Below are 25,602 nucleotides of genomic sequence, written 5' to 3'. Positions count from 1 at the left end.
CCTCTGCTGTCGCCGCGCCGCCCCCTCGCGTCACCCGGATAACGCCATGACAATCGCGGTCTTCACGTTCTCGCTGCTTGGCGCGATGGCGCTTGGAATGCCGATCGCCTTCGCGCTTCTCATCTGCGGCGTCGCCCTGATGAGCACGATCGACATGTTCGATTCCCAGATCGTGGCGCAGAATGTCATCAACGGCGCCGACAGCTTTCCGCTGATGGCCATTCCCTTCTTCATGCTCGCCGGCGAGATCATGAACAAGGGAGGCCTGGCCAAGCGTATCGTCAATGTCGCGCTCGTCGCGGTCGGGCATTTCCGCGGCGGCCTGGGCTATGTCACGATTCTGGCTGCATGCATCCTGTCATCGCTGTCGGGATCCGCGGCTGCCGATGCGGCCGCGCTTGCGGCATTGCTGGTGCCGATGATGGTGGCGGCGGGTCACAAGAAGACCTATGCGGCCGGCCTGGTGGCCGCCGGCGGGGTCATCGGCCCGGTGATCCCGCCCAGCATCGGTTTCGTGATCTTCGGCGTCGCGGCCAACGTGTCGATCTCGAAGCTGTTTCTTGCCGGCATCGTTCCCGGTCTGCTGCTGGGGTTAGGCCTCTGCGTTGCCTGGTACTGGGTGGTGCACAAGGAAGATCTGAAACCGCCGCCGCGCGCTACGCTGCGCACCGTTTTGTTTGCAGTGATCGACGGCTTCTGGGCGCTGATGCTGCCAGGGATCATCATCGTGGGCCTGCGCTTTGGCATCTTCACGCCGACCGAGGCCGGCGTTGTCGTCGCCGTCTATTCGCTGTTCGTGGCGACTTGCGTTTACCGCGAGTTGAAATGGTCCGAAGTCTATGCCGTTCTGGTCTCGTCCGCGGTGACGACCAGCGTTGTCATGTTTCTCGTCGCCGCGGCGCTGGTCTCGTCCTGGCTGATCACGGTGTCCGAGATCTCCGGCCAGGTCGTCGATCTCCTGAAACCGTTCATGGGAAACAATACGATCCTGATGCTCGCGATCATGGTCGTTGTCGTGATCGTTGGAACGGCGCTCGACATGACGCCGACAATCCTGATCCTGACGCCGATCCTGATGCCGATCGTCAAAGCGGCACATATCGATCCGGTCTATTTCGGCGTGCTGTTCATCATCAATAATTCCATCGGCCTGATCACGCCCCCGGTCGGCATCGTGCTGAACGTCGTCTGCGGCGTCTCCAGGATCAGCATGGAGGACATCGTCAAGGGCGTTTGGCCCTTCATGATCGCGCAGCTGATCGTTCTTTTCGCGATGATACTCTTCCCGGGACTGGTGACGATTCCGGCTAAATGGTTCGGCGGTTAGTCGCCGCGTCGGCAAAGGATACGAGGAGCGAAGATGGCCGCCAAAATCATGATCCTCAACGGACCCAACCTCAACTTTCTCGGCATCAGAGAGCCGCACATCTACGGCCGGACGACGCTGAAGGAGATCGAGGACAGCTGCCAGATGCTGGCCGCCCAACTCGGCGTCTCCATCTCTTTCCATCAGTCCAACATGGAGGGCGAGCTCGTCAACCTGATCCAGTCAGCCCATGGCAAGGCGGACGCGATCATCATCAACCCGGCGGCCTATTCGTTCACGTCGATCGCGCTGATCGATGCGCTCAAGATCTTCGAAGGCGTGAAGATCGAGCTGCACATATCGAATATCCACGCGCGAGATGAGCTTCATCGTCACTCCATCACCTCCAGCGCTTGCACGGCGGTCATTTGCGGCTTGGGTCCGCACGGCTATCTCGTCGCGATCCTCGCGGCTGTTCAGCGGCTCGGACAATTGCCCGAAACGATTCCGTCGGCGCTGCGCGGGCTTGCAGCTGCCGGCAAGGCTTGAGGAGAGTGGAATGCTCGGAGCAGGTTTTCTTGCGATTTGGAGCGACGTCGAGGCGCAGGATCTGACTGATTACCGACACTGGCTGACCCGCGAGCATACAACCGAACGCGTCACGACCAGAGGCTTTCTGGCGTCACGGGTCTTCCGCGCAGCACGCGACGATATCAACCGCTTCTTCATCCTGTATGAGCTTGAGGCACCCGAGGTCCTCGATGGGGAGGCCTATCTCGCGCGTCTCAACGCCCCGACGCCGTGGTCTCGGCGCATCATGCCAAAGCTCGGTAACTTCATGCGGGGCGGGGGCACCATGGTGGCGCGGGCCGGGCGCGGGGAGGGGGCCACGATCGCGGCGTTGCGGATCGAGAAGTTGCCCGCGAGCCCGCAAGAACTGGCCGAGGCGCTCGTCGCATGCGACGGGGTCGCCGCCGTACAGATCGGTGCAACCGACGAGGCCCGGACATCGGTACCGACGACTGAAAAGGGCATGCGCAAGACTGAGGGTTTCTTCTCAGGCCTGCTGTTGATCGAGGCACTCGACTTGACCTCGTTGCAAATCGCCCTGCAGCGGGCCCGCACGACCATCCCGGATGTCCTCGGCGGGGCGAGCGAACCGGAAGTCTATCAAACCGTGTTTACGCTCGATGTCCGCATCGCCGATTTCGGCTGACAATCATCTTCTCTCTGCGCCGAACGTGCTCGACCGAGTGGACGCTATGCCCTTGGAGGCGCTTCGGGCGCGGCGCGGGCAGCGTGCTGCAGCCAACGGATCAGACCGGAGGGAGCCAATTGCAGGGGGCCGGCATGTCTGGCGGTGAGAAATCCGTACCCCGCCGGGCTTCCCCTCAGCGCCGGCATGGCCTATGACGCTGCAACGCAAAAATCCCCCCAAAAAGACCCCATGATCCGCCTCGATAACGTCAGCAAGCAAGCCGGCCACCAGATCCTGTTCATCGAAGCCTCGGCCGCCCTCAACAAGGGCGAGAAGATCGGCCTCGTTGGCCCGAACGGCGCTGGAAAAACCACCCTGTTCCGGATGATCGCCGGTGAGGAACTGCCCGACGAGGGGCAGGTCTCCACCGATCGCGGCATCACCATCGGCTATTTCAGCCAGGATGTCGGCGAGATGTCCGGGCGCAGCGCCGTGGCCGAGGTGATGAATGGCGCCGGTCCCGTCAGCGAGGTCGCGGCCGAGCTCCGCGAGCTCGAGGCCGCGATGGCCGATCCCGACAAGGCCGATCAGATGGACGAGATCATCGCGCGCTATGGCGAGGTGCAGCACGCGTTCGAGGAGCTCGACGGCTACGCGCTCGACGGCCGCGCGCGCGAGGCGCTGTCGGGCCTCGGCTTCAGCCAGGAGATGATGGACGGCGACGTCGGCAAGCTCTCGGGCGGCTGGAAGATGCGCGTGGCGCTTGCGCGCATCCTGCTGATGCGTCCCGATGTCATGCTGCTCGACGAGCCGAGCAACCATCTCGATCTCGAAAGCCTGATCTGGCTTGAAAAATTCCTGCACGATTTCGAAGGCACGCTGCTGATGACCTCGCACGACCGCGAGTTCATCAACCGCGTGATCTCGAAAGTGATCGAGATCGATTCCGGCTCGCTGACGACCTACACCGGCGACTACGAGTTCTATGAGCAGCAGCGCGCGCAGAACGAGAAGCAGCAGCAGGCGCAGTTCGAGCGCCAGCAGGCCATGCTCGCCAAGGAGATCAAGTTCATCGAGCGCTTCAAGGCGCGCGCCTCGCACGCCGCGCAGGTGCAGAGCCGGGTGAAGAAGCTCGACAAGATCGAGCGGGTCGAGCCGCCGCGGCGCCGCCAGAGCATCGCGTTCGATTTTCCGCCGGCCCCGCGCTCGGGAGAAGACGTCGTCGCCCTGAAGAACGTTCACAAGGGCTATGGCAGCAAGCGGATCTATGACGGACTCGATTTCATGATCCGCCGCAGGGAGCGCTGGTGCGTGATGGGCGTCAACGGCGCCGGCAAGTCGACGCTGCTCAAGCTCATTGCCGGCGCGAGCGAGCCGGACGAGGGAACGGTATCGGTCGGCGGCAGCGTCAAGATGGGCTATTTCGCCCAGCATGCGATGGACCTGCTCGACGGCGAGCGCACCGTGTTCCAGTCGCTGGAGGACCAGTTTCCGACCGCGGGGCAGGGCTCATTGCGCGCGCTCGCCGGCTGCTTCGGCTTCTCCGGCGACGACGTCGAGAAGCGCTGCCGCGTGCTCTCGGGCGGGGAGAAGGCGCGCCTTGTGATGGCCAAGATGCTGTTCGATCCGCCGAACTTCCTGGTGCTGGACGAGCCGACCAACCATCTCGATCTCGCCACCAAGGAAATGCTGATCAATGCGCTGTCGGATTTCGAGGGCACCATGCTGTTCGTCTCGCATGACCGCCACTTCCTGGCGACGCTGTCGAACCGCGTGCTGGAGCTGACGCCGGAGGGCATCCACCAGTTCGGCGGCGGCTACACGGAATACGTCGCGCGTACCGGGCAGGAGGCGCCGGGGTTGCGGAGCTAGTTCTTGCTCTTGCCCGCGATCCTGGCGATGGTCTCGATCTCGTTGGTCCAGATGCCGCCGGAATAGCCTTGCGGGAGCCGGGCGAGCAATTCGGGCGTATCAATGCCGGTGGAGAATTCGCCGCCGCTATAAGGGCCGAGCACGAAGACCGCGCTGTTGGCGTCGGCCATTCGATTGAGGAAGCGATCGGGCCAGCCCCAGAGCCAGGGTGCGACATTGATGGGCACCAGCACCAGGGCGCTTCGACAGGCGGCCGGGATCAAGCCGGTCCAGCCATAGCCGAAATAGCGAAGCAGGCAGCGCCGTATGGTCGTGCGCGAAATGGTGCGAACATCAGGAGCCAGGCGACGGATCGTGTCGATCGGCTCGTCACCGCCATAGACCATGATCTTCCGCCGCCGCTCGGCCGACAGCGCGTTCAGCACGGCGGCGAGTTTCTCGCCTTCGCCGGCGTCGCGGCTTTTCACGTTAATGAGGAGTTGCTTGTCCGGGAAGGTGGCTAGCACCTCAGATAGCGTCGGCATCATCCCGATCGCCTTGCCGCGAAACGGAAAGGTCTCGCCGCCGTCGGCGGTGTAGCCGTGGCCGATGTCGAGCATTTTCAGTTTCGCCATGCTCTGCTCGCGCGTGACGCCCTGGCCGTCGGTGCGGCAGCCGAGCGTCCAGTCGTGGAAGACGGCGAACTCGCCTTCGGTGGTCGGATGCACGTCGAGCTCGACCACGTCGGCGCCGGCCTCGAAGCTGGCGCGCATCGAGCGCAAGGTGTTCTCCAGATAATCGTGCGACGGCGGCAACATCCTCGCGGCGGTGCAGGTGTCGTTCTTCACATCGCGCTCATCGAAGCGTTGCGCGATGCCGCGATGGGCCAGCAGCACCGGCTTGCCGCCCCGATGCTGCGCGAGCAGATTGGTGTTGTTGATGTAGATGCTAGCCGCGGCGGCCATCACGATGGCCGCGCTCGCCTTCAACTTCCTGCCCACCACACCTTCCTCATTCCGCGATCAACATCGCCAGTGTTTGAGGTCGATTTGCGGCGCGCCGCGCATGGGAGGCCCAACGCCCGGCGTCTTGAATGCTCCGATTCCGTTCGCTACGCTTTCGCAAAAAGGGAGCGAACGCCATGAAGCAGATCCGGATCGGCGACATCACCATCGATGCGGTGATCGAGCGGGAGGGGCCGTGGCGGCGGCCGCGGGATTTCTTCCCGGCCTATGACGAAGACGTTTTCAAGCGCCACCTGCCGACGATGGAGCCGGAGGTGTTCGACGCCGCGCGCGGCATGATGGTGATCACCTACCAGACGTTTGTCGTGCGCACGCCGCGTTTCACGATCCTCATAGATACTTGCACGGGCGAGGACAAGGGCCATCCGCCGCCGTTCGATTTCCCCGGCAAGGAGCGCTGGCGCAACGAATTGTTCGCGCTCGGCGTCTCTTTCGAAGCGATCGACTACGTGTTCTGCACCCATCTGCATATCGACCACACCGGCTGGAATACGACCCTGCGAGACGGTCGCTGGGTGCCAACGTTTCCCAACGCGAAATACGTCTTCCACAAGGGCGAGTACACCGCCTGGGAGGTCGAGAATGCCAAGGGCCACAATCCGCCGGGCACCGTGTTTCGCGACAATTGCCTGCCGATCGTCGAGGCTGGACAGGCGCTCTTGGTCGACGACGATTACGCGCTCGACGACACCGTCACGCTGACGCCGACGCCGGGGCATTCGCCCTGCCATTGCTGCGTGAACATCTTTTCGAAAGGCCAGCGCGCGGTGGTCGCGGGCGACCTCATGCATCACCAGATCCAGTGCCGGGAGCCCGACTGGTCGGCAAGGCCTGACTGGGATCCGAAGCAGTCGGCGGCGTCGCGGCGAAAATTCTTTGCGTCCGTCGCGGACACCGACACGCTGATCCTGCCGGTGCATTTTCCGGCGCCGACCGCAGGTGTAATCAAGCCGCTTGGTGCGGCGTTCGATTATCGGTTCAGGCGGGAGTGACGGCTACGAAACTCGTAAGCCCGCCATCGGTCTCGTGTCCCGGACGCGGTGCGGCGCGCAGTGCCGCCGCTGAGCCGGGACCCATCTCTCCGACGATGCGCGCGGAGGCATGGGCCCCGGCTCTGCAGCGCACCGCACCGGACGATGCTTCGCATCGCCGGGAGCGCTGCGCTGCGTCCGGGGCACGAGAGTTACCGAAGAGCGCCCTTACGCCCCGGTCTCGCACTTCTTCATGAAGCTGTTCTTGGCCGCACCGGCGAGCGGCTTGCCGTCGGCGCTGACGGCCTTGGGTGTGCAGGCCTCCTGCTTGCACTTCTTCATGAACGAGGTCTTGGCGGCGCCGGCCAGCGGCTTGCCGTCCTTGCCGACCGCCTTGCTCTCGCAGGTTTCTTGCGCGAAGGCCGAGCCCGCTGCAAAGGTGGCAACGATAGCAGCCAGGAAAATCCGCTTTATCATGGGTGTCTCCGTCAGCCAGAAATGGCGGCAGGATTGGAACCGGGAATCGTGGCGCAATCAAGCTGGATGATGGCGTGCAGCCGGGTCCGCCGCACGATTTTGCCGTGGACGTTCGCCCCGTCGCTTCCTGCTGCACTGCTCGCTGACCCCGGTGGGCGATCCTGCTAGGCTTGGCCAGCCGAGCCGGACGGAGCATCGTGATGGACGCAATGATCCCGAAACACCAGGACGCCGCCGATCAGCATTCTCACCTGGTTCGGCCGCAAGACATGGACTGGCAGAGAACCCGCTTTCCGGGGTGCGAGGCCAAGACGCTGCTGTTCGACCGGCGCACCGGCCTGATGACCGCCTTGATGCGGTTTGCGCCGGGGGCGGTGCTGCCGGACCACGAGCATGTCGGCATCGAGCAGAGCTGGGTGATCGAGGGCGCGCTCGTCGACAAGGAGGGGCCTGCTCAGGGCATCGCCTGCAAGGCCGGTGAGTTCATCTGGCGCGAAGCGGGCAGCCGGCACGCCGCCTGGTGTCCGGAGGGCGCCCTGATCCTCGCGATCTTCCAGGTGCCGAACAAGTTCTTCGAGGCCGACGGCCGCGTCGTCGACGCCGCCGGTCAGGATTGGGACGAGACGTGGGGGCACACTGGCGTGCAGCGGGCGCAGAGCACCTAGCGCATTCCTAGGCCCCTCGCGCGAGCAGCGCCTTGAAGTCGGCCCGGGCGCGCTGCGCCTCGGCGCGCGCGACGTCCGAGGCATCGCCCATGCCGAAATAGCCGTGGATCAGGCCGGGACCTTCATGGTGCTTGACCCGCACGCCGGCGGCTTCCAGCGCCTGCGCATAGGCCGCGCCCTCGTCGCGCAGGGGATCGAACCAGGCGGTGGTGACGACCGCCGGTGCGACGCCGGCGAGGGATGCCGCGCGCAGCGGCGAGACGCGCCAGTCCGAAGCATGGCCGGGATCGGCGAGATAATGGCCGCAAAACCATTCCATCGTGGCACGCGTCAGGAAGTAGCCGTCGGCATTTTCAGCGCGCGAGGGATAGCGCGCGTTCTCGCGCGCGTCGGCGTAGCCGCCGAGGACGTCGGTGACAGGGTAGACCAGCAATTGCGCGGCGAGCTTGAGGCCGGCATCGCGGCAGGCGATTGCGGTGGTTGCCGCGAGATTGCCGCCGGCACTGTCGCCGGCAACGCCGACGCGCTTCGCATCGCCGCCAAATTCCGCGACGCGGTCAAACACATCGCTCACGGCGGCGAAGGCGTCCTCAAAGGCGCCGGGAAAGCGCGTTTCCGGCGGGCGCCGATAGTCGACGGAGACAACGACGGCGCCGGTCTCGATCGCGATGTTGCGGGCCTGCCGGTCGTGGGTCTCGATGTCGCCCGCAACCCAGCCGCCGCCGTGAAAGAACACCACGGTCGGAGCGGGCGTAGTGCCGGCCCGGTAGACACGCGCAGGAAGCGGGCCGGCGCCGCCCTTCACCTTGATATCCTCGACGTGATCGACGGGCGGGGGCGGGATGGCGGCGCGGGAGGCAGCCAGTGCGCGCAAGGAATCGCGGGCGCTCTGTGGCGTCATGACAGCGAGGTCGCGCATCGGCATGAGCGGAATGATCTGGGCGATGACGGGGTCGAGCGGCGCAGCCATTTTCGAGTCCTCCAAGTCTCTTGCAGGGTTCTTGGTCTTGCTTGCGGGTTAGCATAGATTTCGCGCGCCGCATCGGCAACCGGTCTCATGTCGGGCCGGATGAACGGGCAGGGAGGTTCTTCGAGGTGGAATTCGAAACGCTGGTCCAGTCGCGCCGCAGCGTGCGCGGCTTCAAGAACGAGCCGGTACCGCGCGCGGTGATCGAGGCGATCATCGACAGCGCCAAGCGCGCGCCGTCGTCGATGAACACCCAGCCCTGGCATGTCCACGTGCTCACAGGCGGCCCGCTCGAAGAGGTCCGCCGCCGCAACATGGAGGAGATGCTCGGCGGGGCCAAGGTCAAGCGCGACATCATCAGTCACGGCGAGTACCAGGGCGTGCATCGCACGCGGCAGGTCGACATCGCCAAGAAGCTGTTCGGCGCGATGGGCATCGCGCGCGACGACAAGCCGATGCGGCAGGACTGGGTGCTGCGCGGTTTCCGGCAGTTCGACGCGCCGGTCTCGCTGGTCCTGACCTACGACCGCGTGCTCGATCCCGGCGCGGTCTGCCATTTCGACCTCGGCGCGCTCTGCTACGGCATCGTGCTCGCAGCGTGGGACCGCGGTCTCGGCTCTGTCATCAACGGGCAGGGCATCATGCGTTCCGATATCGTGCGCGAGGTCGCGGAGATTCCGGAGGACGAGGTCATCATGACATGCGTCGCGATGGGCTATCCGGATGACGGCTTTGCCGCGAACGCGGTGCGCTCGGATCGCGAGGCGAACGACGACTTCGTGCGCTTCGTCGGCTTCGCCGATTGATGCGCAAACACGCGCGCATCAATTGAAGTCGGCCTTAGAAGCGTGCTTCGGCATCGGTTTGATTATCTGCAGCCTGCGAATTTGATTCAGATCAAATGTGCTTGCGCGATCGGTATCATGAGCCCGCAATACCGCGTCGTGCCGTAGTCCTACGGTGGAAATCCGTTGCACAAACGCAGCCGTGCGGCGCGCCTCATAACCGAATGGCAATTTCGAATCCGTAATTGATTCCTTCGAGACGCTGCTCGCGTCGAACAAGGATATTGCCATGCTCTCGTTCTTTTCCCAGGCAAGTCATAAGCAAGCCGCGCCGTCGATCGTTCCGGACCCTCACGATGAGGCGCCGGCTTCCCCCGAGCCTTGCGCGATCCGGGTGCTGGAGAGTGACGACCGTCTGCAAAATATTTCCGAGAGCGACTTCGTCGTCGCCGGTGCGCGCGCGCCGCTCGCCATCGCGTTCATCTCGCCGCATTGCGACTTCGCCCGCGTGGTGCCGTCGTTGCAGAGGCTCGCGGGCTCGACGCCGGTGATCGCGATCTCGACTGCCGGCGAATTGTGCTCGGCAAGCCAATCGCTCTACAAGGCGACGGGGGCGAGTTGGTCCTCGGTCGTCGTGCAGGTCTTTCCTGCTGACCTCTTTCAGTCGATCAGCATCCACAGCGTTGGCCTCCACAACGAGGACATCCGCAAGGGAGCGCCGTCCAAGGCGCATGACGCGCGGATCGATGCGATCGCCCGAGAACTCGGAACGATCCGCACGCCCTTCGTGATCGACGTACGCGACACCATCGCCTTCGCGCTGGTCGACGGCGTCTCCGCGTCGGAGAACTATTTCATGGAGGCGGTGTACAGGAGCGGCAAGTTTCCGTGCGCCTTCGTCGGGGGCTCCGCCGGCGGCAAGCTCGACTTCCAGAACACCTATCTCTATGACGGCAGGCAGATCCTCGAGAACCATGCTCTCGTCGCCTTCATGAAGCTGGCGCCGGGCCGGGCCTACAGCATCTTCAAGACCCAGAACTTCAAGAAGACCGGCAGGTCCTTCGTCGTCATGGGGGCCGATCCGGACCGGCGCACTGCCTCGGGCGTCCTGGAGGGGAGCGAGATCAAGCCGTTCGCGTCTGCGGTGGCGAAGGCACTGAACACGGCACCGGCGAACGTGATGCCGATGATGACGAAACACTCCTTCGGCATCGAGGTCGGCGGTGACCTGTTCGTGCGCTCGGTCGCCGGCATCGATGCGGAGACTGGCGTCATCTCCTTCTTCTGCGACGTCAATTCGGGCGACAGGCTCGAACTCCTGGAGGCGACCGATTTCGTCGACCAGACGCGGCGCGACCTCGAAGCCTTCCTGCGCGACAAGCCGCCGGCGATCGGCGCGATTCTCAACGACTGCATCCTGCGTCGTCTCAACAACGAGAGCCAGCTCCGCAACATGAGCGGAATGTGGCCGATGCCGGTTGCGGGATTTTCGACTTTCGGCGAGCTGTTCGGAATCAACATCAACCAGACGCTGACGGCCATCGTGTTCTTCGACGTCACGAAGAAGTCGCTGAGCGATCCGTTCATCGACCTGTTCCCGATCCACTATGCGCATTTCGTCGAGTATTTCACGCGCACCCATCTGAACCGCATGGTGCTGCTGAACCGCATCAAGGACGGCATCGTCCAGCGTCTGACGGAGTATCTGAGCGCCAGTGCCACGCTGAGCGGCAAGGTGGAGGGCGCGCTGCAGCAGACGGCGTCGATCAACGCGATCGTGGAGGATATCCGTTCGGTCATCATGGCGAGCGCCCAATCGGCGGCGAAGGCGACCGACACCACGGCGCTGTCGCAGGAGTTTGCCGGCCTCACTCAGGCCATGAACGGATTGCGCGATATCTTGAAGATCATCGACACCATCGCGGGCCAGACCAACCTGCTCGCGCTCAACGCGACCATTGAATCGGCGCGCGCCGGCGAGGCGGGACGGGGCTTCTCGGTGGTTGCGACCGAAGTGAAGAAGCTCGCCAATGACACCAAGAGCAGCCTCACGCGCACCCATGCCTCGATCGAAGGCATGGAAAGCTCGATCGAGTCGCTTGGCGCCAACATCAATGAAACCCGGGGCCAGCTGATCCAGACCCAGGACGGCTACAACAGCATCGTGACCCAGATCGAGGACATGTTCAAGAATCTTCAGATGATCAACACGGTGCTGTCGGATCTCGAAAGCTTCGTGCGCGACCGCAACGGGGCATTGACGAGCGCGATGGACGACATCGAGACGTTGAAGAGGATCGGCTAGGACGTAGAGTCCGCTCGGGCGCAAATTTCGGTGACGACCATTCAGTTGGCTCTTGCAATCTCGCCGCGCTAGCAGGAACAATAAGCCTCGTGAGAGGTTTGTTGCTGGCGCGAGGGAATTGACATGCGGCGGCTGGCTAGCCTGGTTCGGCGGTTCTTTGGCCCGCGACTGCGGCGCCCGATCGATGAAGATCCAAGTCTTCCTTTCACTCCCGAAGAGTTCGGCCGGCTGATTCGCAGCGGTAGGCATGAGGACATGAAGCTGCTGGCCGACGGGCTGGCCTGCCGGTCCATCCCGCGCCGCGCCAGCTATCGCGCCACTCACTAGGCGGATTTGCTGCGCCGCGATTGCCAGGGCCCGGCGTCTCAACGCGTGAGCGCGACGGGCTTGAACGAGTTCACCAGGGCTTTCTCCAGTTTTCCGCTCATCCCGCGCAGGATGTCGTAGGCTTCCGCACGAGGCATGGTCGGCTTGTAGTGCCGGTGCTCGATCAGAGCTGCGAAGATGTCGGAGATCGTGAGAATCCTCACGATATCGCCGATACTCTCGGCGCAGAGCGCATCGGGATAGCCGCTGCCGTCGAGATATTCGTGATGATGGCGAACGGCATCGAGAATTTCCGGGGAAATCCCGTCGTGTCCCCTCAGAAACTCGTAGCCCGCAGCCGGATGGGTCTCGATCAGGGCGCGTTCCTCGTCGTCGAGGCGGCCCGGCTTGTCGAGAATGGCGGGCGGGATCTGCGCCTTGCCGATGTCGTGGAACATGGCCGCGGAGTAGAGGCGCTCCAGATCGGCTCTTCCGACGCCGAGGCTCAAGCCGAAGTCGATGGCGACGCCGGTCACGAGCAGGCAGTGCTGGTAGGTTCCCTCGTGGTGGCGCCGCACCGTCGTGAGCCATTCCGAAAGGCCCCGTTCGGTGATGCGATCGGCAATCTGGCGGCCGGCCTCCTTGGTGCCGTCGACGTCGAGGGACTGACCGAGGGTGACGGCTGTGAACATCGAGGCGATCGCGGTGGCCGCGGTCTCGACCGCGTTGTCCGACTGTGCGGTCTCGCTCGATGAGACAGAAGACAGGTCCGCCGGATTGGACAGGGCGGCCAGCAGTCTGGGACGATTGATCGTGCCGGGCAGGACGAGCGTCGCCCCGAGCGCGTAGGCTTGCGAAATGCCGACGTGAGAGCTGTGCTCGAGGAGAAATATCCGCTTCTTTGCCTTGGCGAGCTTGCCAGCGCGTTTCTTGATCGCGGCAATATTGCCGACGTCGCGGAGGTCGGCGCGGATGACGACGGCGGAGGGCACCTGCGACAGCTTGGCTTGGGCGTCCAGCCGCTCGCCCGCGACGGCGAACCGCTCCTCCAGGATCGAGCAGAGGCCGGTCAGCTTGTCGGAAGTGTCGGCCAGCACATGCACGAAGGTGCGGGCCCGTTCCTTTTCTCGCATACCGCCCGGGTCGGCGGAGCTGAGGATGGTTCGCGCGTTCTGCACGGCGTGACCTGCGATGTCTCTGATTGTCGTATGAACGATCGGCTAAATCATCCTGCGGCGGTTTTCGTCTTTGCCGGCGGTGCGCTCTCGGACTTCTTCTTGCCATCTGCTGTGACGAAGTGAACGCCGGCGGTGGTGCCGTCGATCCAGACCAACTCGCAGCGCCGATAGGCGAGTCCGGTCGAGGACAACACCAGGAAAAATTCCTTGGCCTGCAGCACGTCCAGCGTGCCCTCGACCTCGACCTTCGCGCCTGTCTGCGACACGTCGAGCAGAACGCAGCTGCGCCGCCATGTGCCGTCCGAGCCCATCAGGTTGACGGGCTGACGGTGGTCCATCTTCACGCGAGATGCCTTGCGGCCATCGAACTTCATCGGTTGCCCCCCGCTCTCGCGCCATATCTTCCGCGACCGTTCCCCTGGGCACCCGCGGCGATTTCCCCCCATCGGACCGTCCACTGACTGGTCGACAGGAGCAGTGTCTCGAAAACATCCTGCGCGCGCTCGCGCTCAGCAAAGGATAGCCTGGTCCCGCTACGGTTGCTCAGGATGGCAAGCGTGGTCTGCCAGCTCAGCCGCGAAGCCCGGCAGGCCATGACCAGGCCTTCGCAATCGCCGTCGGTCATGACGTGTTCAACAATCTCGATGGGAGCGCCCGAAAGCACCGACAAGGCCGTCACCAAATTGGCGGTCTCGCCGCGGATCGCGAAGCGGTTCACGGTGGAATCGTTGAGCTTGCCGATGCGATTGAGCGCGACGATCTCTGGCCGCGCGCTTGCATAAGCGGCCGGGCCAGGCAGCTTGGGCACTATCGGCATCGCCGCTTGAGCAGGCGAGACGGAGGGAGTCATTGGCTCTGCGCGAGCGCTGGGCTTCGTTGTGGGCGACAGCAACTTTCGCAAGACGGGGTCGGGCGTGCCGGGCCTGAGGGCCAGGGCCTTGGTTAGCTCTTCATCCCTCGTGCACTTCTCGACAAGCGCATCATGGGCGGTATCGGAGAACCGCGTCCCTATATTGTGAATCAGCGCAAGGTGAACGGCGCGGCCTCCGCGCCTGATGAGCGTCTCGGCCAACGCCGGCTCGATGCGCTCCCGGGCTGCGATCGCGAGTTGTTGCCGTTCGCTGCTCGAAATCGCGATGGTATCGAGATCGGACGTGGACAGCGCCTGTGACTTGAGCAGAACGGGGCAGGCCACGTCGGGATCGTCGTGCGCGGCGAGGTGCCGCAACGTCTTCGGCGGAGCCACATTGAGTTCGGCGAGCGCCACACCGAGTTGAACCAATGCGCTGGCCTCGACCCGCTCCGCCAATCGCAGCAGGACGCCATCGACCACGTCGGCGAGCAATTCCTGAGACCGGTCACCGCTGCCGGTGAGCAGTTGCACAATGCCGTCGAGGATGCGACCGCAACGGTCGAGCGGGCAGGTTGCGACCGCATCCTCCAACTCACCCAAAATATCGGCAGGCGAATTTGCCGTCATGGCAGGAGCCTGAATTTGAAAATGACTTGACGATATAACGAGCTTCATTGCGCCTTAAGCGCGTTAATGGCATTTTAAGCGAGGAGTATCCCGATACGGGCTAAATCGCCGAATCTCGAAAAACGCTATCGAAATTCGGCGAGATATGAAGTCCCGCGTTGTTCTTTTGGTCTTGCCGTCGCCAACTTGCCAAGACACGTTGAGATTGATTTTCTCGGTCCGACGCAAAAACCGAAGCGGGAATGGACCCGGCACTGCCGGACCCCGTGTCGGTGGCGCAGCATTTCCTGTTACCATGAACAGTATTGATGACGTGCCCAGGTTGGCACCCAAGATATTTCGTTTTTCAGACGTCGATGAATTTCGGAATTCCATCCGAGGCCTGAACTTCGAATTCACGCCGTTCGTACGGAGGATTTCGGCCGAGCAGATCATTCTCTCACTGCCAGGCTGCGACGTGAATTTGACGACGGCATTTCCCCGCGCGGTCGATGCGCAGCTCGTCGAGAATTGCACTGCGGTCGGGTTCACCATGGATGATCTTGATGAGCCCATACGCTTCAATGGCTCGCAGCGTGCCCGTCCGGCCGTTGTCATTGGCGGTGGCGGCGCGGCCTACACCATCATCGAGGAAGTGCAGCGGCAAATCGCCTCGGTGATTTTCAGGCCGGAGGTGACGGATCGTGGCTGGCCACGAGCAGCCAAGAGCTTCAAGATTTTCGAGACCAGCGCAGCTGGCCTGAACCGGTTGCGCGGCATGGTGCGCGAGGTGCTGACCGCGGCTTCAGAGCCGGTCGAGGCGTCGCACATTCCGCTCAAGGCAAGAGCAATGAAAGAATCCCTGCTCGGGGCGGTCGACCATGCGCTGGAAGACGTCGTTTCGGCCCGCTGGACCCAGCGTCCCAACGACGAGCGGAATTTCAGGATATTCCAGGATATCCGCGCGCTCCTGTCCGGTGATCTCTCCCAGCCGATCTACAGCGAGGAGATGGCGCACAAGCTCGGACTGTCCGTCCGCACCATGCACGACGTCGTCCGCCGCTATCGCGGCATGAGTCTGCACCGATACTTGCGGCTGCGCCGGTTGTGGCTGGTGCGCCAGCGCCTGCTCGCCGGCGCCGACAGCGTCAAGGCCGTGGCGCTCGCCTTCGGCTTCTGGCATCTCAGCGATTTCTCCCGGAGTTACCGCGACCAGTTTGGCGAGACACCGTCGCAAACGTTGGAGCACGGGCGCCGGCGATAGTTTGACAAATCGCGTAGGGCGGCCGCCGGTTTCGTGCTACCGTCCAACCATGAGCAATCGCATTCTCGTCCTCTACGGTTCCTATCGTTCCGACCGCATGGGCATCCGCCTTGCGAATTTCGTCATCAATCGTCTGCGTGGCCGCGGCGAGGACGTCGAATTCATCGACGCCAAGGCGGTCGGCCTGCCGATGCTCGACCGCATGTACAAGGAATACCCTGACGGCACGGCGCCCGAGGCGCTGGAAAAGCTGGCCGGACAGATCCGCGGCGCCGACGGCTTCGTCTTCGTCACCGGTGAGTACAATTGGGGCATCCAGCCCGGCTTGAAGAATCTCACCGACCATTTCCTCGAAGAGTGGTTCTGGCGTCCGGCCGCGATCGTGAGCTATTCGGCCGGCCGCCTGTCCGGCGCGCGCGCGGCGACCGCGTGGCACGGCACGCTGTCGGAGATGGGCATGGTGGTGGTGTCGAGCACCATCGGCGTCGGCCCGATCGCGCAGACCTTGTCGGCCGAGGGGGAGCCAATCGGCGAGGGTGGCAAGGCGCTGGAGCGCGCGTTCCCGCGCTTTGCCGACGATCTGACGTGGTGGATCGAGGCGGCCAAGGCGCAGCGGGCCAGGAAAGCGCCGCCTTATTAGGCCCTGCTGTGTAGCTCCGTTGGCTCCATCCGCGCTACGTAATCGGCTTACGCCGCCCTGACCTCGCCGAGGAAGCGGTCGAATTGTCCCGCGAGATCGCGCGACTGGGTCGAGAGCTGCTCGGCGGCGACCAAGACTTCCCGCGCGGCGGCGCCGGTATCGTCGGCGGCGCGCTGCACACCCGATATGTTGGTGTTGACCTCCTGGGTGCCGCGCGCAGCCTCCTGGACGCTGCGGGCGATCTCCTTGGTGGCCGAGCCCTGTTCCTCGATCGCCGCGGCAATCGCGGTGCCGATCTGGTCGATCTCGCCGATGACGTCGGCGACGTTGCGGATCGCGGCCACGGTCTCGTCGCTCGCGGTCTGGATCGCCGTGATCTGCTCGGAGATTTCGGTCGTCGCCTTGGCGGTCTGGCCCGCCAGCGACTTCACCTCGGAGGCAACCACGGCAAAGCCGCGGCCGGCATCGCCGGCGCGGGCGGCCTCGATCGTGGCGTTGAGCGCGAGAAGATTGGTCTGCTCGGCGATGCTCTGGATCAGCGTGACGACGTCGCCGATCTTCTGGGCGCCCTCGGCGAGCATGCGCGCGGTGTCGCCGGTGCGGCGGGCGTTGTCGACGGCGCGGGCCGCGATCTCGGTGCTCTGCGCGACCTGGCGGCCGATCTCGGAGATCGAGGAGGTCAGCTCTTCGGTGGCGCTCGCGACCGTCTGCACGTTGGTCGAGGTCTGCTCGGAGGCGGCGGCGACGACCGCGGCCTGGCTGTTGGTCTGGGCCGCCGTCGAGGTCATCGACTGCGCGGTGCTCTCCATGGTCGAGGAAGCCCGGGACAGGCCACCGACGAGCTCGGTGACCTTGGCTTCGAATGCGCGGGTGAGCTCGTCGAGCGCCTGCGCGCGGCGCATCTTGCCGTCGTTTTCGGCCTGCTTCTCGGCGGCGAGCCGGTCGGCCCGGATCATGTTGTCCTTGAAGACCTGAACGGCCGCGGCCATCGCCCCGATCTCGTCGGAGCGCTCGGCGCCGGGGATGGCGTCGGCAACCTCGCCCTCGGCAAGTCGCGACATCCGGCCCGTCAGGTTGACGATCGGCGCGCAGACGCGGCGGCGGACCATCACGATCAGGCCGACGCTTGCGATCAGGACGGCGGCAAGGCCTGCAAGGGCGATGGTGAAGCTGGTGCGCGCGGCGGAGGAAGCCCCGGCGAGGATCTGCTCGGAATTGTCATAGAACGCGTCGCGGACCTCGATGATGGTGCTGAGGCCGCGCTGCGTGGCGGCGTAATAGGTCTCCATGTCGTGTTCGTACTTGCCGCTGACGGCGCCGTCCTTGACGAGCTTGAGCTCGCGGCCGAATTCCTCGACATAGATCGAATTGAACTTCTCCAGCGCCGCGGCGACGTTCGCAGGCGTTGCCGGATTGCCGCGCAGTTCGAGCAGCGCCATCACGAGCTGGTCGTTGCGGCCCTGCGAGCGACCGATGTCGGCCTTCTCGGTGTCGGTCGCCGGTTTCTTGCCGCCGACGAGATTCTTGTGCAGGCTGGAGTTGAAGCCGCCGACGTCGCGCAACGTCATGGCCGTGTTGGCGTAGCTCGCCTGCCGGTAGGCGTCGCCGTTCAGGATCGCCATGCGGCGGACCTGCTCGTTGAGCAGCGCGGTCACGCCGCTGTTGAGCACGGCGTTGTCGGCGACGATCTTCTTGGCGGCGTCCTTGCGCGCCTCGGCCGGTCCGGTGAGCGCCTTGTCGATGGCCTCGCGCAGCGCGGTGAATTTTGCGTTGATGCCATCGATATTGCTGCCGATGGTCGCGCCGTCGTCGAACGCGCCGGGCAGCTCCTTGCGCAGCGCATTCATCTTGTCGCGGGCGCCGTCGGTCTGCTTGCGCAGCTTGTTCTGTTCCGCGAGCAGCGCCGGGTCGATGGTCGCAGGCCCGTAGAGGATGTTGGTCGAAAAGCCGCGCTCGGGGTTGAGATAGCGCGGGATGTCGCTGGCAGCGCGGGCGATCGCGAGCCTGCCCTGAGCCTCGCTGATCCGGTCCATCGTCTGGTACTTCGTCACGGCGACGTAGACGGCGAGGCCGCCGCCCACGGTCGAGAGCGAGACGATGGCGGTGGTCAGGAGCGTACCGATTTTCATGATCTGTCCGGCAAATAACGGAGAATTATTTTGCCCGGACGATAGTTTGCCCGTGTTAATCCCGGGTTTACGCTGTCCACCCTCAGCCTAGTCGGATGCGCGGTCGAGCTTGGCGAGGATCTTCAGCGTGGCGCTGTCGCGTTCGTCTGCGAAATACCGGGCGAGTGCGTCACCGAAAATGGGCTGATCGGACACCGCGCCGAACAGCGTCATCGACGAGCGGAATTTGGCATCATCCGGCGCGCCGAGGATCGCGTTGATGCTCCGGCCCTCGACGGCGAGGATGAGGCCGGTGCATTCGACCAGGCGCGCCCCGAGCACCGGATGGGCGAGGTAGGCCTCGGCCTCGGCACGGGAGCCGATGGCGTAGCGCTGCGACATGGCGCTGAAGCCGAGACCGGCGATTTGCGGGAAGACGAACCACATCCAGTGAGTCTGCTTCCGGCCCCTCGCCAGCTCCCCCTCGACGGCGCGAAAAACCGGGTCCTGGGCCCTGACGAAGCGCTCTAGATCGAAAGGATCGGTCATTGGATACCTTGGGGATGCCCTGTGGAGCCCTTGCCGGCCGCGATTATGCCTAACTTTTGGCTCCCAATGTGGTAGCTGGTATAGAGTCTCTGGGCGGGGGTTGGGCCCCCCGGGGGTCGATTTGGGGATCTGATGGTTTCCGACCGCGCAAGCGCCGACAGGCTGTTGTCGCGCCGCCGTATGGGGCGGGCGGAGCGCGTTTTGCTGTCTCTGGCTGCCGTGGCGCTGGCGCTGGGCGCGGCCGCCTGGGTCGCGGACATCGGCGATTCGCGCTCGCTGGTCACTGCGGCTCTGCCGCCGGCCACCAATGGCCCGTCTTTCGAAGACCGTTTTGCCTCGGCGTCGGGCAATCCGTCCGCTCGCGAGCTTGGCCTGCGAACGGTGGAGCGTTCCGCGTTGAACGCAGTCCAGCTCAAGCTGCGCGATGCCAAGGCGATGCTGGCCCAGAAGCTCCAGGGCGACGAGTGGCGCTCGACCCTGACCGAAGACGACCGGCAGACGGTTGACGAGACCAGGCCCGCCACGCAGCGCGCCGACGCGGTTCCCATGCCGCGCTCGCGCCCAGCTCAGGCGGATTTCTCCGCCCAGATCGCGTCCAGCCAGGCCTATGCCGAGACCAACCCCAGGGTCGACAACCGCAACTTCTTCGAGAAATTCACCGACAAGATCAGGCTGGCCTCGCTGACGCCGGGCGACGGCCTGTTCGGCAAGGCGCCCGATCTCCAGGCCCTCGGCTACGATTCGCGCACGGCGGTCTATGACATCAAGGCCAAGGCCCTTTACCTGCCGAGCGGCGTCGCGCTGGAAGCCCATTCCGGCATGGGCGCGCTGATGGACGACCCCGATCATGTCGACCAGCGCATGGTGGGGGCGACCCCGCCCGCGATCTACGATTTGAAGCCACGCGAAAAACTGTTCCACGGCATCCGCGCCCTGCGCTTGACGCCGACCGAAGGCACCAGTGCGCTCGGCCGCGTCGGCCTTCTCACCCACAGCTACATGCTCGGGCCGCGCGGCGATTCCAACGGCTGCGTTTCGATCAAGGACTATGATCGTTTCCTCAAGGCCTGGGACAATGGCGAGTTCAACCGCCTTGTGGTGGTGCCGAGCCTGAGTGGATCGGCGACTGCCTCGCAGCGCGCGAGCACCGACTCCTGATATTTGCCTGCTTGCTGTGGGGCTGCCGTTTCCCCTTCGTTAAGCCGTCATCGTCCAGAAGCAGCCCATGAGTGATCCATCAAATTCCGAGACCCCGCTGCGTACGACGTTCAAGATCAAGTTGAACGGTGACACGCTGGCGATCGCGACGGTCGGCCAGGCCTATCAATTCCTCACCAACTTCAAGTCGGTCGAGTGGATGGAATTCCGTTCCCTGCACGAGGATGCCGTCGCGGCCCTGGAAGGCGCTGCCGGTAATGCGATGCTGGCGGTGCAGGCGACCAACGCCGTGCGCGCGCTGTTCGTCAGCGCCAAGCTGCTCTGAGGGTCTTCAGCTCCCGGCTACCGGCCGTTCTGTCGCATCTTGAACTCTGCTTTGGGAACGGGCAAACGGTCCGCGAAGACCGTCGCCGCAAAACCCATATGTTTGAAAACTGAATTCAACGGAGATTGCCATGATGAAACGCCGTACGTTCCTCAAGGGCGGCGCGGTTGCCGGCGCGACGACGCTGGTTGCTGCCCCTGCGATCGCGCAGAGCGCGCCCGAGATCAAATGGCGCCTGACCTCGAGCTTCCCGAAGTCGCTCGACACCATCTACGGCACGGCGCAGATCTTCGCGAAATATGTTGCCGAGGCCACTGACAACAAATTCCAGATCCAGACCTTTGGCGCCGGCGAAATCGTGCCGGGCTTGCAGGCGCTCGACGCCGTCAGCACCGCCTCGGTGGAGATCGCGCAGACCCCGCTCTATTTCTACATCGGCAAGGAGCCGGCGCTGGCCTATGCCACCGGCGCGCCGTTCGGCATGAACCATCGCCACCAGGAATCGTGGTGGCATTTCGGCGGCGGCGCCGACCTCACCAATGAGGCGCTGAAACCGTTCAAGGCGCACGCGATCCTGTGCGGCAATTCCGGCACCCAAATGGGCGGCTGGTTCCGCAAGGAGATCAAGACCGTCGACGACCTCAAGGGCCTCAAATTCCGCATCGCCGGCATGGGCGGCCATGTGCTGGCCAAGCTCGGCGTCGTGCCGCAGCAGATCGCGGGCGGCGACATCTATCCGGCACTGGAGAAGGGCACGATCGACGCGGTCGAGTTCGTCGGTCCCTATGACGACGAGAAGCTCGGCTTCCACAAGGTCGCCAAGTACTATTACTTCCCCGGCTGGTGGGAAGGCGGCGCCATGCTGCACATGGTCGTCAACGACGAGAAATGGGCCTCGCTCCCCAAGCAGTACCAGGCGATCGTCAACCAGGCAGCCTCGGCGGCCGGCGCCTGGATGCTGGAAAAATACGATAGCGTGAATCCGGCGGCGCTGAAGCGGCTGATCGCCAATGGCGCGGAGCTGAAGGCGTTCCCGCAGCCGGTGATGGAAGCCTGCTACAGCGCGGCCCAGGACCATCTGAACGAGCTCGCCGCCAAGAGCGATCTGTTCAAGCGGACCAAGGAGAGCCACGATGCGTATATGAAGGAGCTGCTGTTCTATACGCAGATCGCGGAAAACTTTTACGACAACTATTTGCTCAGCAAGATGCGCAACAAGAGCTGATAGACGCCATCATTCCGGGGCGCGCCTCTTGGGCGCGAGCTGTGATGCGCAATTGCGCATCCGAGAATCCATGTCACCGCCTGTCCTGCTGCCCAATGGATTTCCGGGTTCGCGACTTCGTCGCGCCCCGGAATGACAGCGGAGAGGTGGCTTGTCAGGCCGCGCCCAGCCCCAGCTTCGCGTAGATCCTTCGCGCATAGGCGCCGAACGCGTCTGTCGTCTTCAACGGCAGATCGCGCGGGAAGGGCAGGTCGATCGGGAAATAGTCGGCCATCTTCGCAGGTCCCGCCGTCAGCACGGCGCAATGCGAGGACAGGAACACCGCCTCCTGGATCGAATGCGTGACGAAGATGATGGTCTTGCCGCTCTCGCGCCAGATCCGCTGCATCTCCAGATTCATCTGCTCGCGCGTCAGCGCATCGAGCGCGCCGAACGGCTCGTCCATCAGGATCAGCTTGGGATCGTGGATGAAGGCGCGCGCGATCGCGGTGCGCTGCTGCATGCCGCCGGAGAGCTCTCGCGGATATTTCTGCTCATAGCCGGCGAGCCCGACGAGGTTGAGCAGGTCGCGCGCCCGCTCGCGCGCGGCCTTCATCGGCAGGCCGACGATCTCGGCCGGCAGCAGCACGTTGTCCAGGATGTTGCGCCATTTCAGCAGCAGCGCTTGCTGGAACACCATGCCGATGTCGCGGCTCGGATCGAACGGGCTATCGGCATTGCCGATCCTGACGGTGCCGCCGTCGGCGCCGTGCAGGCCGGCCAGAATCTTCATCACCGTCGTCTTGCCGCAGCCGGACGGGCCGACCAGCGAGACGAGCTCGCCTTCCTGCACGTCCATCGTGACGTCGGACACCGCCAGGAATTCGGCGCCGCCGCTGCGATAGACCTTGCGGACGCCTTGCAGGCTGATGAAGGGGGTTGGACTCATGCCAGCCATTTGTTCAGGTTCGCGGCGACAAAAGTATCGTCGCTGAGGTCGGCGTGCTCGCGCGTGACGCGATCGATCTCCTCCTTTTGGCCGGGACTGAGGCGCTCGTTCGGATCGAGGCACCACAGGCCCTGCATCAGGCCCTGGCGGCGCAGGATTTCGTGGCAGCCGGCGATGCAGCCGTGAAAATTGTTGGCGACGTCGAAGAAGGCGCTGTTGCAATCGGTGACGCGGGCATCGAGGGCGAGCAGGTCGGCCGGGACGCTGTCCTTGTGCCGCGCCGCCTTGCAACGCTCGAACTGCTTGATGGCGCTCGCGGTCCACACCGACCAATGGCCGAGCAGGCCGCCCTTGAAATAGGTGCGCGTGGTAACGCCCTTGTCGCGCAGGTCGAACGGCAGCATCAGGTCGAGCAGGATGTGATCGTCATTGCCGGTGTAGAGCGCGACGCGGTCGAGCGCGCCGGCCGCTGCGACACCGCGCAGCACGTCGAGCGTCCGGTAACGGTTGAACGGCGCGATCTTGATGGCGATGACATTGTCGATCGAGGCAAAGCGCTGCCAGAACCGGCTCGACAGGATCACGCCGCCGACGGCGGGCTGCAGGTAGAAGCCGACCAGCGGGATTTCCGCGGCGACCGCCGTGCAATGCGCGATGATTTCGTCCTCGGAGGCGCTCTTCATCGCGGCAAGGCTGAGAAGGCCGGCGTGATAGCCGATGTCACGGGCGGTGCGGGCTTCGGTGACCGCCTGCGCGGTCGGACCTGCAAGCCCCGCGACCATCGCCAGCGGACGCTTGGTCCAGTTGGTCGCTGTCTCGGCGGCAAGCTCGAGCACGGGGCGGTAGAGGCCGACATCGCGGATCGCGAATTGCGTCGTGTGCACGCCGACCGCAAGGCCGCCTGAGCCTGCGTCGATGTAATAGCGCGTCAGCGCGCGCTGATGCGTCTTGTCGAGCTGGCGCTCGGCGGTGAGCGCGAGGGGGTGCGCCGGCAGCACGGTGCCGTCGGCGATCAGCTTGCGGATGTCGGCGTCGATCTGGCTGCGGTGCATGATGTCCTATCCGAATTCGGGGCCGGCGACGGCGAACGGGGTTTCGTCACCCATGACGGTGGCGGGGCCGAACCGCATGCGCTGGAACGGGCGCTCGACACTCCAGCCGGTGGCCGTCAAGCCTTCGAGGAACGGGGCTTGCGACGCGACGGCGTCGAGCAGCAGCGGGCCTGTCTCGGATCGCACGATCGCGTCAACCAGAGCCAGGGCTGCCGCGGCATTGTCGGCAAGCAAGGGACCGATATGGCGGGCGGTCCGGCCGTCTCGCACCAGCGCGATGGCGCCGTTCGCGGCGACGATACGCGAGCCGGAGCGCTGCACGAAGGCGGAGAGGAGTGCGGTCCGGTCGAAACCGGTGGCGCGCCAATCGCGCGCACGAAGCGCATCGAGCGTGGCGGATGATATTGGCGGTGCTTCGGCCCGCGCAGGCTTCACCAGCTTCAGGCGGCGCAATTGCAGGGTCGGCATGAACCCCAGCGGTCCGTAGACGGCCGCGCCGTCGGGCGTGGCATCGAGCCAGCTGGTCAGGCCGTTCTTTCGTGCCGTTTCCAGGCAGGCGTCGACGAGACGGGTGGCAAGGCCGCGGCGGCGATGCGTTGCTGAGACCAGCACCATGCTGATCCAGGCATTGTTGCCGGAATAGGGCAGCAAGGCAGCGGTTGCGACCAGCCGCATGCCGTCACGAATGCCGAAGACGATCCCGTCGCGCAGGAAGATGCGCCAGTCCTCCTCGGTCTGGTTCCACCGCGCTTCCGTCGACAACGCCAGGCCTGCGATCGCGTCGTCGACGCCGAGCTTGATGATGGGCGGGGCGTCAGTAACGGCCATCGCGCACCTCGTATTTGGTCGGCTTGCCGAGGCTCGGCATGGAGCGCGAGACCCAATCCGCGGTCCAGGCGATCAGCTGCTCGGTGTCGACGACGGGAAGGCCGAACCGCTCGACCGCCTTGGAGGTGTCGGTTAGCCATGCGGTCGGCTCCTCCTTGCCCGTCAGCACCGGGGCGCGGCCGAACCTCGCGCCGAATTTCTGCGCGAGATCGCGCACCGCCAGGATCTCGTGGCCGCTGACATTGATCGGCGAGGTCGGTGTGGTGCAGTGGGCAAGGCAGCGCAGCGCCTGCGCGGAGGCATCGCCCTGCCAGATGAAATTGACGTGGCCGAGGCTGACGTCGATCGGCGTGCCCGCGAGCACCTTCGTCGCGATGTCGTGCAGCACGCCGTAGCGCATGTCGATCGCGTAATTGAGGCGGAACAGGCGTCCGGGCGTTGCGAATTTGTGCGAGAAATATTCGAACATCCGCTCGCGGCCGACGCAGGATTGCGCGTATTCGCCGGGTGGGTTCGGCGCCATCTCCTCGGTCGAGCCTTTGCCGTCGACGGGCACGAACGGATAGACGCAGCCGGTCGAGAACGCCACGATGCGCGAGGAGGGGAAGGCCTGTGCGACCAGCGCCGGCACATGCGCGTTCATCGCCCAGGTCAGCGCCAGATCGCCCTCGGCCCCGAACTTGCGGCCGGCCATGAAGACGATGTTCGGCGCCTTCGGCAGCACCGCGATCGCTTTTTCGTCCATCAGGTCGCAGCTGATCGTTTCGACCCCGCGCGCGTGCAGCCAGTCCTTCACGCCGGCCTCGCTGAAGCGGGCGACGCCGATGACGCGGCGTTCGGGCGCGGCGGCTTTCGCGAGCCCCGCCAGCGTCGGCCCCATCTTGCCGCCGACACCCAGGATCATGATGTCGCCCTCGACCTTCTTGAGATCGTCGATCAGGGCCTGCGTCGGCCGGCACAAGAGATCGTCGAGGGCTGCGATATCGGGGATGGTCTTCGGCAGCGTCTGGCGAGTGAGCAGCATGGTTCTGT

At 64.5% G+C, this 25,602-nt stretch carries 25 protein-coding genes; 13 read left to right on the top strand and 12 right to left on the bottom strand.

Annotated features, from left to right (window positions below; all coding sequences use genetic code 11):
* The first annotated feature begins 46 nt into the window (after nucleotides 1-46).
* From XH83_RS19215 to XH83_RS19200, 4 genes are all read left to right on the top strand, one after another.
* Nucleotides 47-1,327, top strand: a complete 1,281-nt coding sequence (locus XH83_RS19215; RefSeq protein WP_194402372.1) for a TRAP transporter large permease — start codon at nucleotides 47-49, stop codon at nucleotides 1,325-1,327.
* A 33-nt stretch (nucleotides 1,328-1,360) separates the two neighbouring features.
* Nucleotides 1,361-1,855, top strand: coding sequence for a type II 3-dehydroquinate dehydratase (locus XH83_RS19210; RefSeq protein WP_194402371.1), 495 nt, complete (start codon nucleotides 1,361-1,363; stop codon nucleotides 1,853-1,855).
* Between the two features lie 10 nt (nucleotides 1,856-1,865).
* The gene (locus XH83_RS19205) at nucleotides 1,866-2,522 is read left to right on the top strand and encodes a hypothetical protein (RefSeq protein WP_194402370.1); all 657 of its coding nucleotides are present in this window, start codon (nucleotides 1,866-1,868) and stop codon (nucleotides 2,520-2,522) included.
* Nucleotides 2,523-2,753: 231 nt separating this feature from the next.
* On the top strand, nucleotides 2,754-4,376 hold the full coding sequence (locus tag XH83_RS19200; RefSeq protein ID WP_194402369.1) for an ABC-F family ATP-binding cassette domain-containing protein: 1,623 nt from the start codon (nucleotides 2,754-2,756) through the stop codon (nucleotides 4,374-4,376).
* Here XH83_RS19200 and XH83_RS19195 read toward each other — a convergent pair.
* On the bottom strand, nucleotides 4,373-5,356 hold the full coding sequence (locus XH83_RS19195) for a glycerophosphodiester phosphodiesterase family protein (RefSeq protein ID WP_371746094.1): 984 nt from the start codon (nucleotides 5,354-5,356) through the stop codon (nucleotides 4,373-4,375). The two genes, XH83_RS19200 and XH83_RS19195, sit on opposite strands and share 4 nt — an antisense overlap.
* A 140-nt stretch (nucleotides 5,357-5,496) precedes the next feature.
* Between XH83_RS19195 and XH83_RS19190 the strand changes: the two genes are divergently transcribed.
* A complete protein-coding gene (locus XH83_RS19190) occupies nucleotides 5,497-6,372 on the top strand; it encodes an MBL fold metallo-hydrolase (RefSeq protein ID WP_194402368.1) in 876 nt (291 codons plus the stop codon).
* Nucleotides 6,373-6,579: 207 nt separating this feature from the next.
* Here the strand turns inward: XH83_RS19190 and XH83_RS19185 are convergent, their stop codons facing one another.
* On the bottom strand, nucleotides 6,580-6,828 hold the full coding sequence (locus XH83_RS19185) for a hypothetical protein (protein ID WP_194402367.1): 249 nt from the start codon (nucleotides 6,826-6,828) through the stop codon (nucleotides 6,580-6,582).
* Nucleotides 6,829-7,028: 200 nt separating this feature from the next.
* On the opposite strand from XH83_RS19185, the gene XH83_RS19180 reads away from it, so the two are divergent.
* Entirely contained in the window at nucleotides 7,029-7,493 is a 465-nt protein-coding gene (locus XH83_RS19180; RefSeq protein WP_194402366.1) for a cupin domain-containing protein, read from the top strand.
* Nucleotides 7,494-7,500: 7 nt separating this feature from the next.
* On the opposite strand, the gene XH83_RS19175 is transcribed toward XH83_RS19180, so the two are convergent.
* Complete coding sequence (locus tag XH83_RS19175) at nucleotides 7,501-8,463, bottom strand: alpha/beta hydrolase (RefSeq protein ID WP_194402365.1); 963 nt, start codon at nucleotides 8,461-8,463, stop codon at nucleotides 7,501-7,503.
* Nucleotides 8,464-8,588: 125 nt separating this feature from the next.
* Between XH83_RS19175 and XH83_RS19170 the strand changes: the two genes are divergently transcribed.
* A complete protein-coding gene (locus XH83_RS19170; RefSeq protein ID WP_194402364.1) occupies nucleotides 8,589-9,266 on the top strand; it encodes a nitroreductase in 678 nt (225 codons plus the stop codon).
* A 268-nt stretch (nucleotides 9,267-9,534) separates the two neighbouring features.
* A complete protein-coding gene (locus tag XH83_RS19165; protein WP_194402363.1) occupies nucleotides 9,535-11,550 on the top strand; it encodes an FIST N-terminal domain-containing protein in 2,016 nt (671 codons plus the stop codon).
* Between the two features lie 365 nt (nucleotides 11,551-11,915).
* On the opposite strand, the gene XH83_RS19160 is transcribed toward XH83_RS19165, so the two are convergent.
* From XH83_RS19160 to XH83_RS19150, 3 genes are read right to left on the bottom strand one after another with little or no spacing between them, the layout of a single operon-like run.
* Nucleotides 11,916-13,034, bottom strand: a complete 1,119-nt coding sequence (locus tag XH83_RS19160; RefSeq protein ID WP_246776269.1) for an HD-GYP domain-containing protein — start codon at nucleotides 13,032-13,034, stop codon at nucleotides 11,916-11,918.
* A 47-nt stretch (nucleotides 13,035-13,081) separates the two neighbouring features.
* Nucleotides 13,082-13,408 carry a PilZ domain-containing protein gene (locus XH83_RS19155; protein ID WP_194402362.1) on the bottom strand — a complete coding sequence of 109 codons (327 nt, stop codon included), beginning with the start codon at nucleotides 13,406-13,408 and terminating at the stop codon, nucleotides 13,082-13,084.
* Nucleotides 13,405-14,514, bottom strand: coding sequence for a DUF2336 domain-containing protein (locus tag XH83_RS19150; RefSeq protein ID WP_194402361.1), 1,110 nt, complete (start codon nucleotides 14,512-14,514; stop codon nucleotides 13,405-13,407). Before XH83_RS19150 ends, XH83_RS19155 begins: the two co-directional genes overlap by 4 nt.
* A 295-nt stretch (nucleotides 14,515-14,809) precedes the next feature.
* Here XH83_RS19150 and XH83_RS19145 point away from each other — a divergent pair, with 295 nt between their 5' ends.
* A complete protein-coding gene (locus tag XH83_RS19145) occupies nucleotides 14,810-15,757 on the top strand; it encodes an AraC family transcriptional regulator (RefSeq protein ID WP_194408319.1) in 948 nt (315 codons plus the stop codon).
* 49 nt (nucleotides 15,758-15,806) lie between these two features.
* Nucleotides 15,807-16,397, top strand: coding sequence for an NADPH-dependent FMN reductase (locus XH83_RS19140; RefSeq protein WP_194402360.1), 591 nt, complete (start codon nucleotides 15,807-15,809; stop codon nucleotides 16,395-16,397).
* 47 nt (nucleotides 16,398-16,444) lie between these two features.
* On the opposite strand, the gene XH83_RS19135 is transcribed toward XH83_RS19140, so the two are convergent.
* Both XH83_RS19135 and XH83_RS19130 read right to left on the bottom strand, forming a co-directional pair.
* Nucleotides 16,445-18,526, bottom strand: a complete 2,082-nt coding sequence (locus XH83_RS19135; protein WP_194402359.1) for a methyl-accepting chemotaxis protein — start codon at nucleotides 18,524-18,526, stop codon at nucleotides 16,445-16,447.
* Nucleotides 18,527-18,613: 87 nt separating this feature from the next.
* A complete protein-coding gene (locus XH83_RS19130; RefSeq protein WP_194402358.1) occupies nucleotides 18,614-19,054 on the bottom strand; it encodes a DUF1810 domain-containing protein in 441 nt (146 codons plus the stop codon).
* A gap of 180 nt (nucleotides 19,055-19,234) precedes the next feature.
* Between XH83_RS19130 and XH83_RS19125 the strand changes: the two genes are divergently transcribed.
* From XH83_RS19125 to XH83_RS19115, 3 genes are all read left to right on the top strand, one after another.
* A complete protein-coding gene (locus XH83_RS19125; protein ID WP_194408318.1) occupies nucleotides 19,235-20,212 on the top strand; it encodes a DUF2778 domain-containing protein in 978 nt (325 codons plus the stop codon).
* Nucleotides 20,213-20,279: 67 nt separating this feature from the next.
* A complete protein-coding gene (locus XH83_RS19120; RefSeq protein WP_036000273.1) occupies nucleotides 20,280-20,537 on the top strand; it encodes a hypothetical protein in 258 nt (85 codons plus the stop codon).
* 133 nt (nucleotides 20,538-20,670) lie between these two features.
* The gene (locus XH83_RS19115; protein WP_194408317.1) at nucleotides 20,671-21,762 is read left to right on the top strand and encodes a TRAP transporter substrate-binding protein; all 1,092 of its coding nucleotides are present in this window, start codon (nucleotides 20,671-20,673) and stop codon (nucleotides 21,760-21,762) included.
* Nucleotides 21,763-21,916: 154 nt separating this feature from the next.
* Here XH83_RS19115 and XH83_RS19110 read toward each other — a convergent pair whose 3' ends face one another.
* From XH83_RS19110 to XH83_RS19095, 4 genes are read right to left on the bottom strand one after another with little or no spacing between them, the layout of a single operon-like run.
* Complete coding sequence (locus XH83_RS19110) at nucleotides 21,917-22,699, bottom strand: ABC transporter ATP-binding protein (RefSeq protein ID WP_194402357.1); 783 nt, start codon at nucleotides 22,697-22,699, stop codon at nucleotides 21,917-21,919.
* Nucleotides 22,687-23,742, bottom strand: coding sequence for a dihydrodipicolinate synthase family protein (locus tag XH83_RS19105; RefSeq protein WP_194402356.1), 1,056 nt, complete (start codon nucleotides 23,740-23,742; stop codon nucleotides 22,687-22,689). The genes XH83_RS19110 and XH83_RS19105 overlap by 13 nt, the downstream gene beginning before the upstream one ends.
* Before the next feature lie 6 nt (nucleotides 23,743-23,748).
* Nucleotides 23,749-24,570, bottom strand: a complete 822-nt coding sequence (locus XH83_RS19100; protein ID WP_194402355.1) for a GNAT family N-acetyltransferase — start codon at nucleotides 24,568-24,570, stop codon at nucleotides 23,749-23,751.
* A complete protein-coding gene (locus tag XH83_RS19095) occupies nucleotides 24,557-25,594 on the bottom strand; it encodes an NAD(P)-dependent oxidoreductase (RefSeq protein ID WP_194402354.1) in 1,038 nt (345 codons plus the stop codon). Before XH83_RS19095 ends, XH83_RS19100 begins: the two co-directional genes overlap by 14 nt.
* Nucleotides 25,595-25,602 lie beyond the last annotated feature (8 nt).

The sequence above is a fragment of the Bradyrhizobium sp. CCBAU 53351 genome, from assembly GCF_015291745.1.
In the GTDB taxonomy this organism is placed as follows: Bacteria; Pseudomonadota; Alphaproteobacteria; order Rhizobiales; family Xanthobacteraceae; genus Bradyrhizobium.
This window is presented reverse-complemented; position numbering and strand designations above follow the sequence as displayed.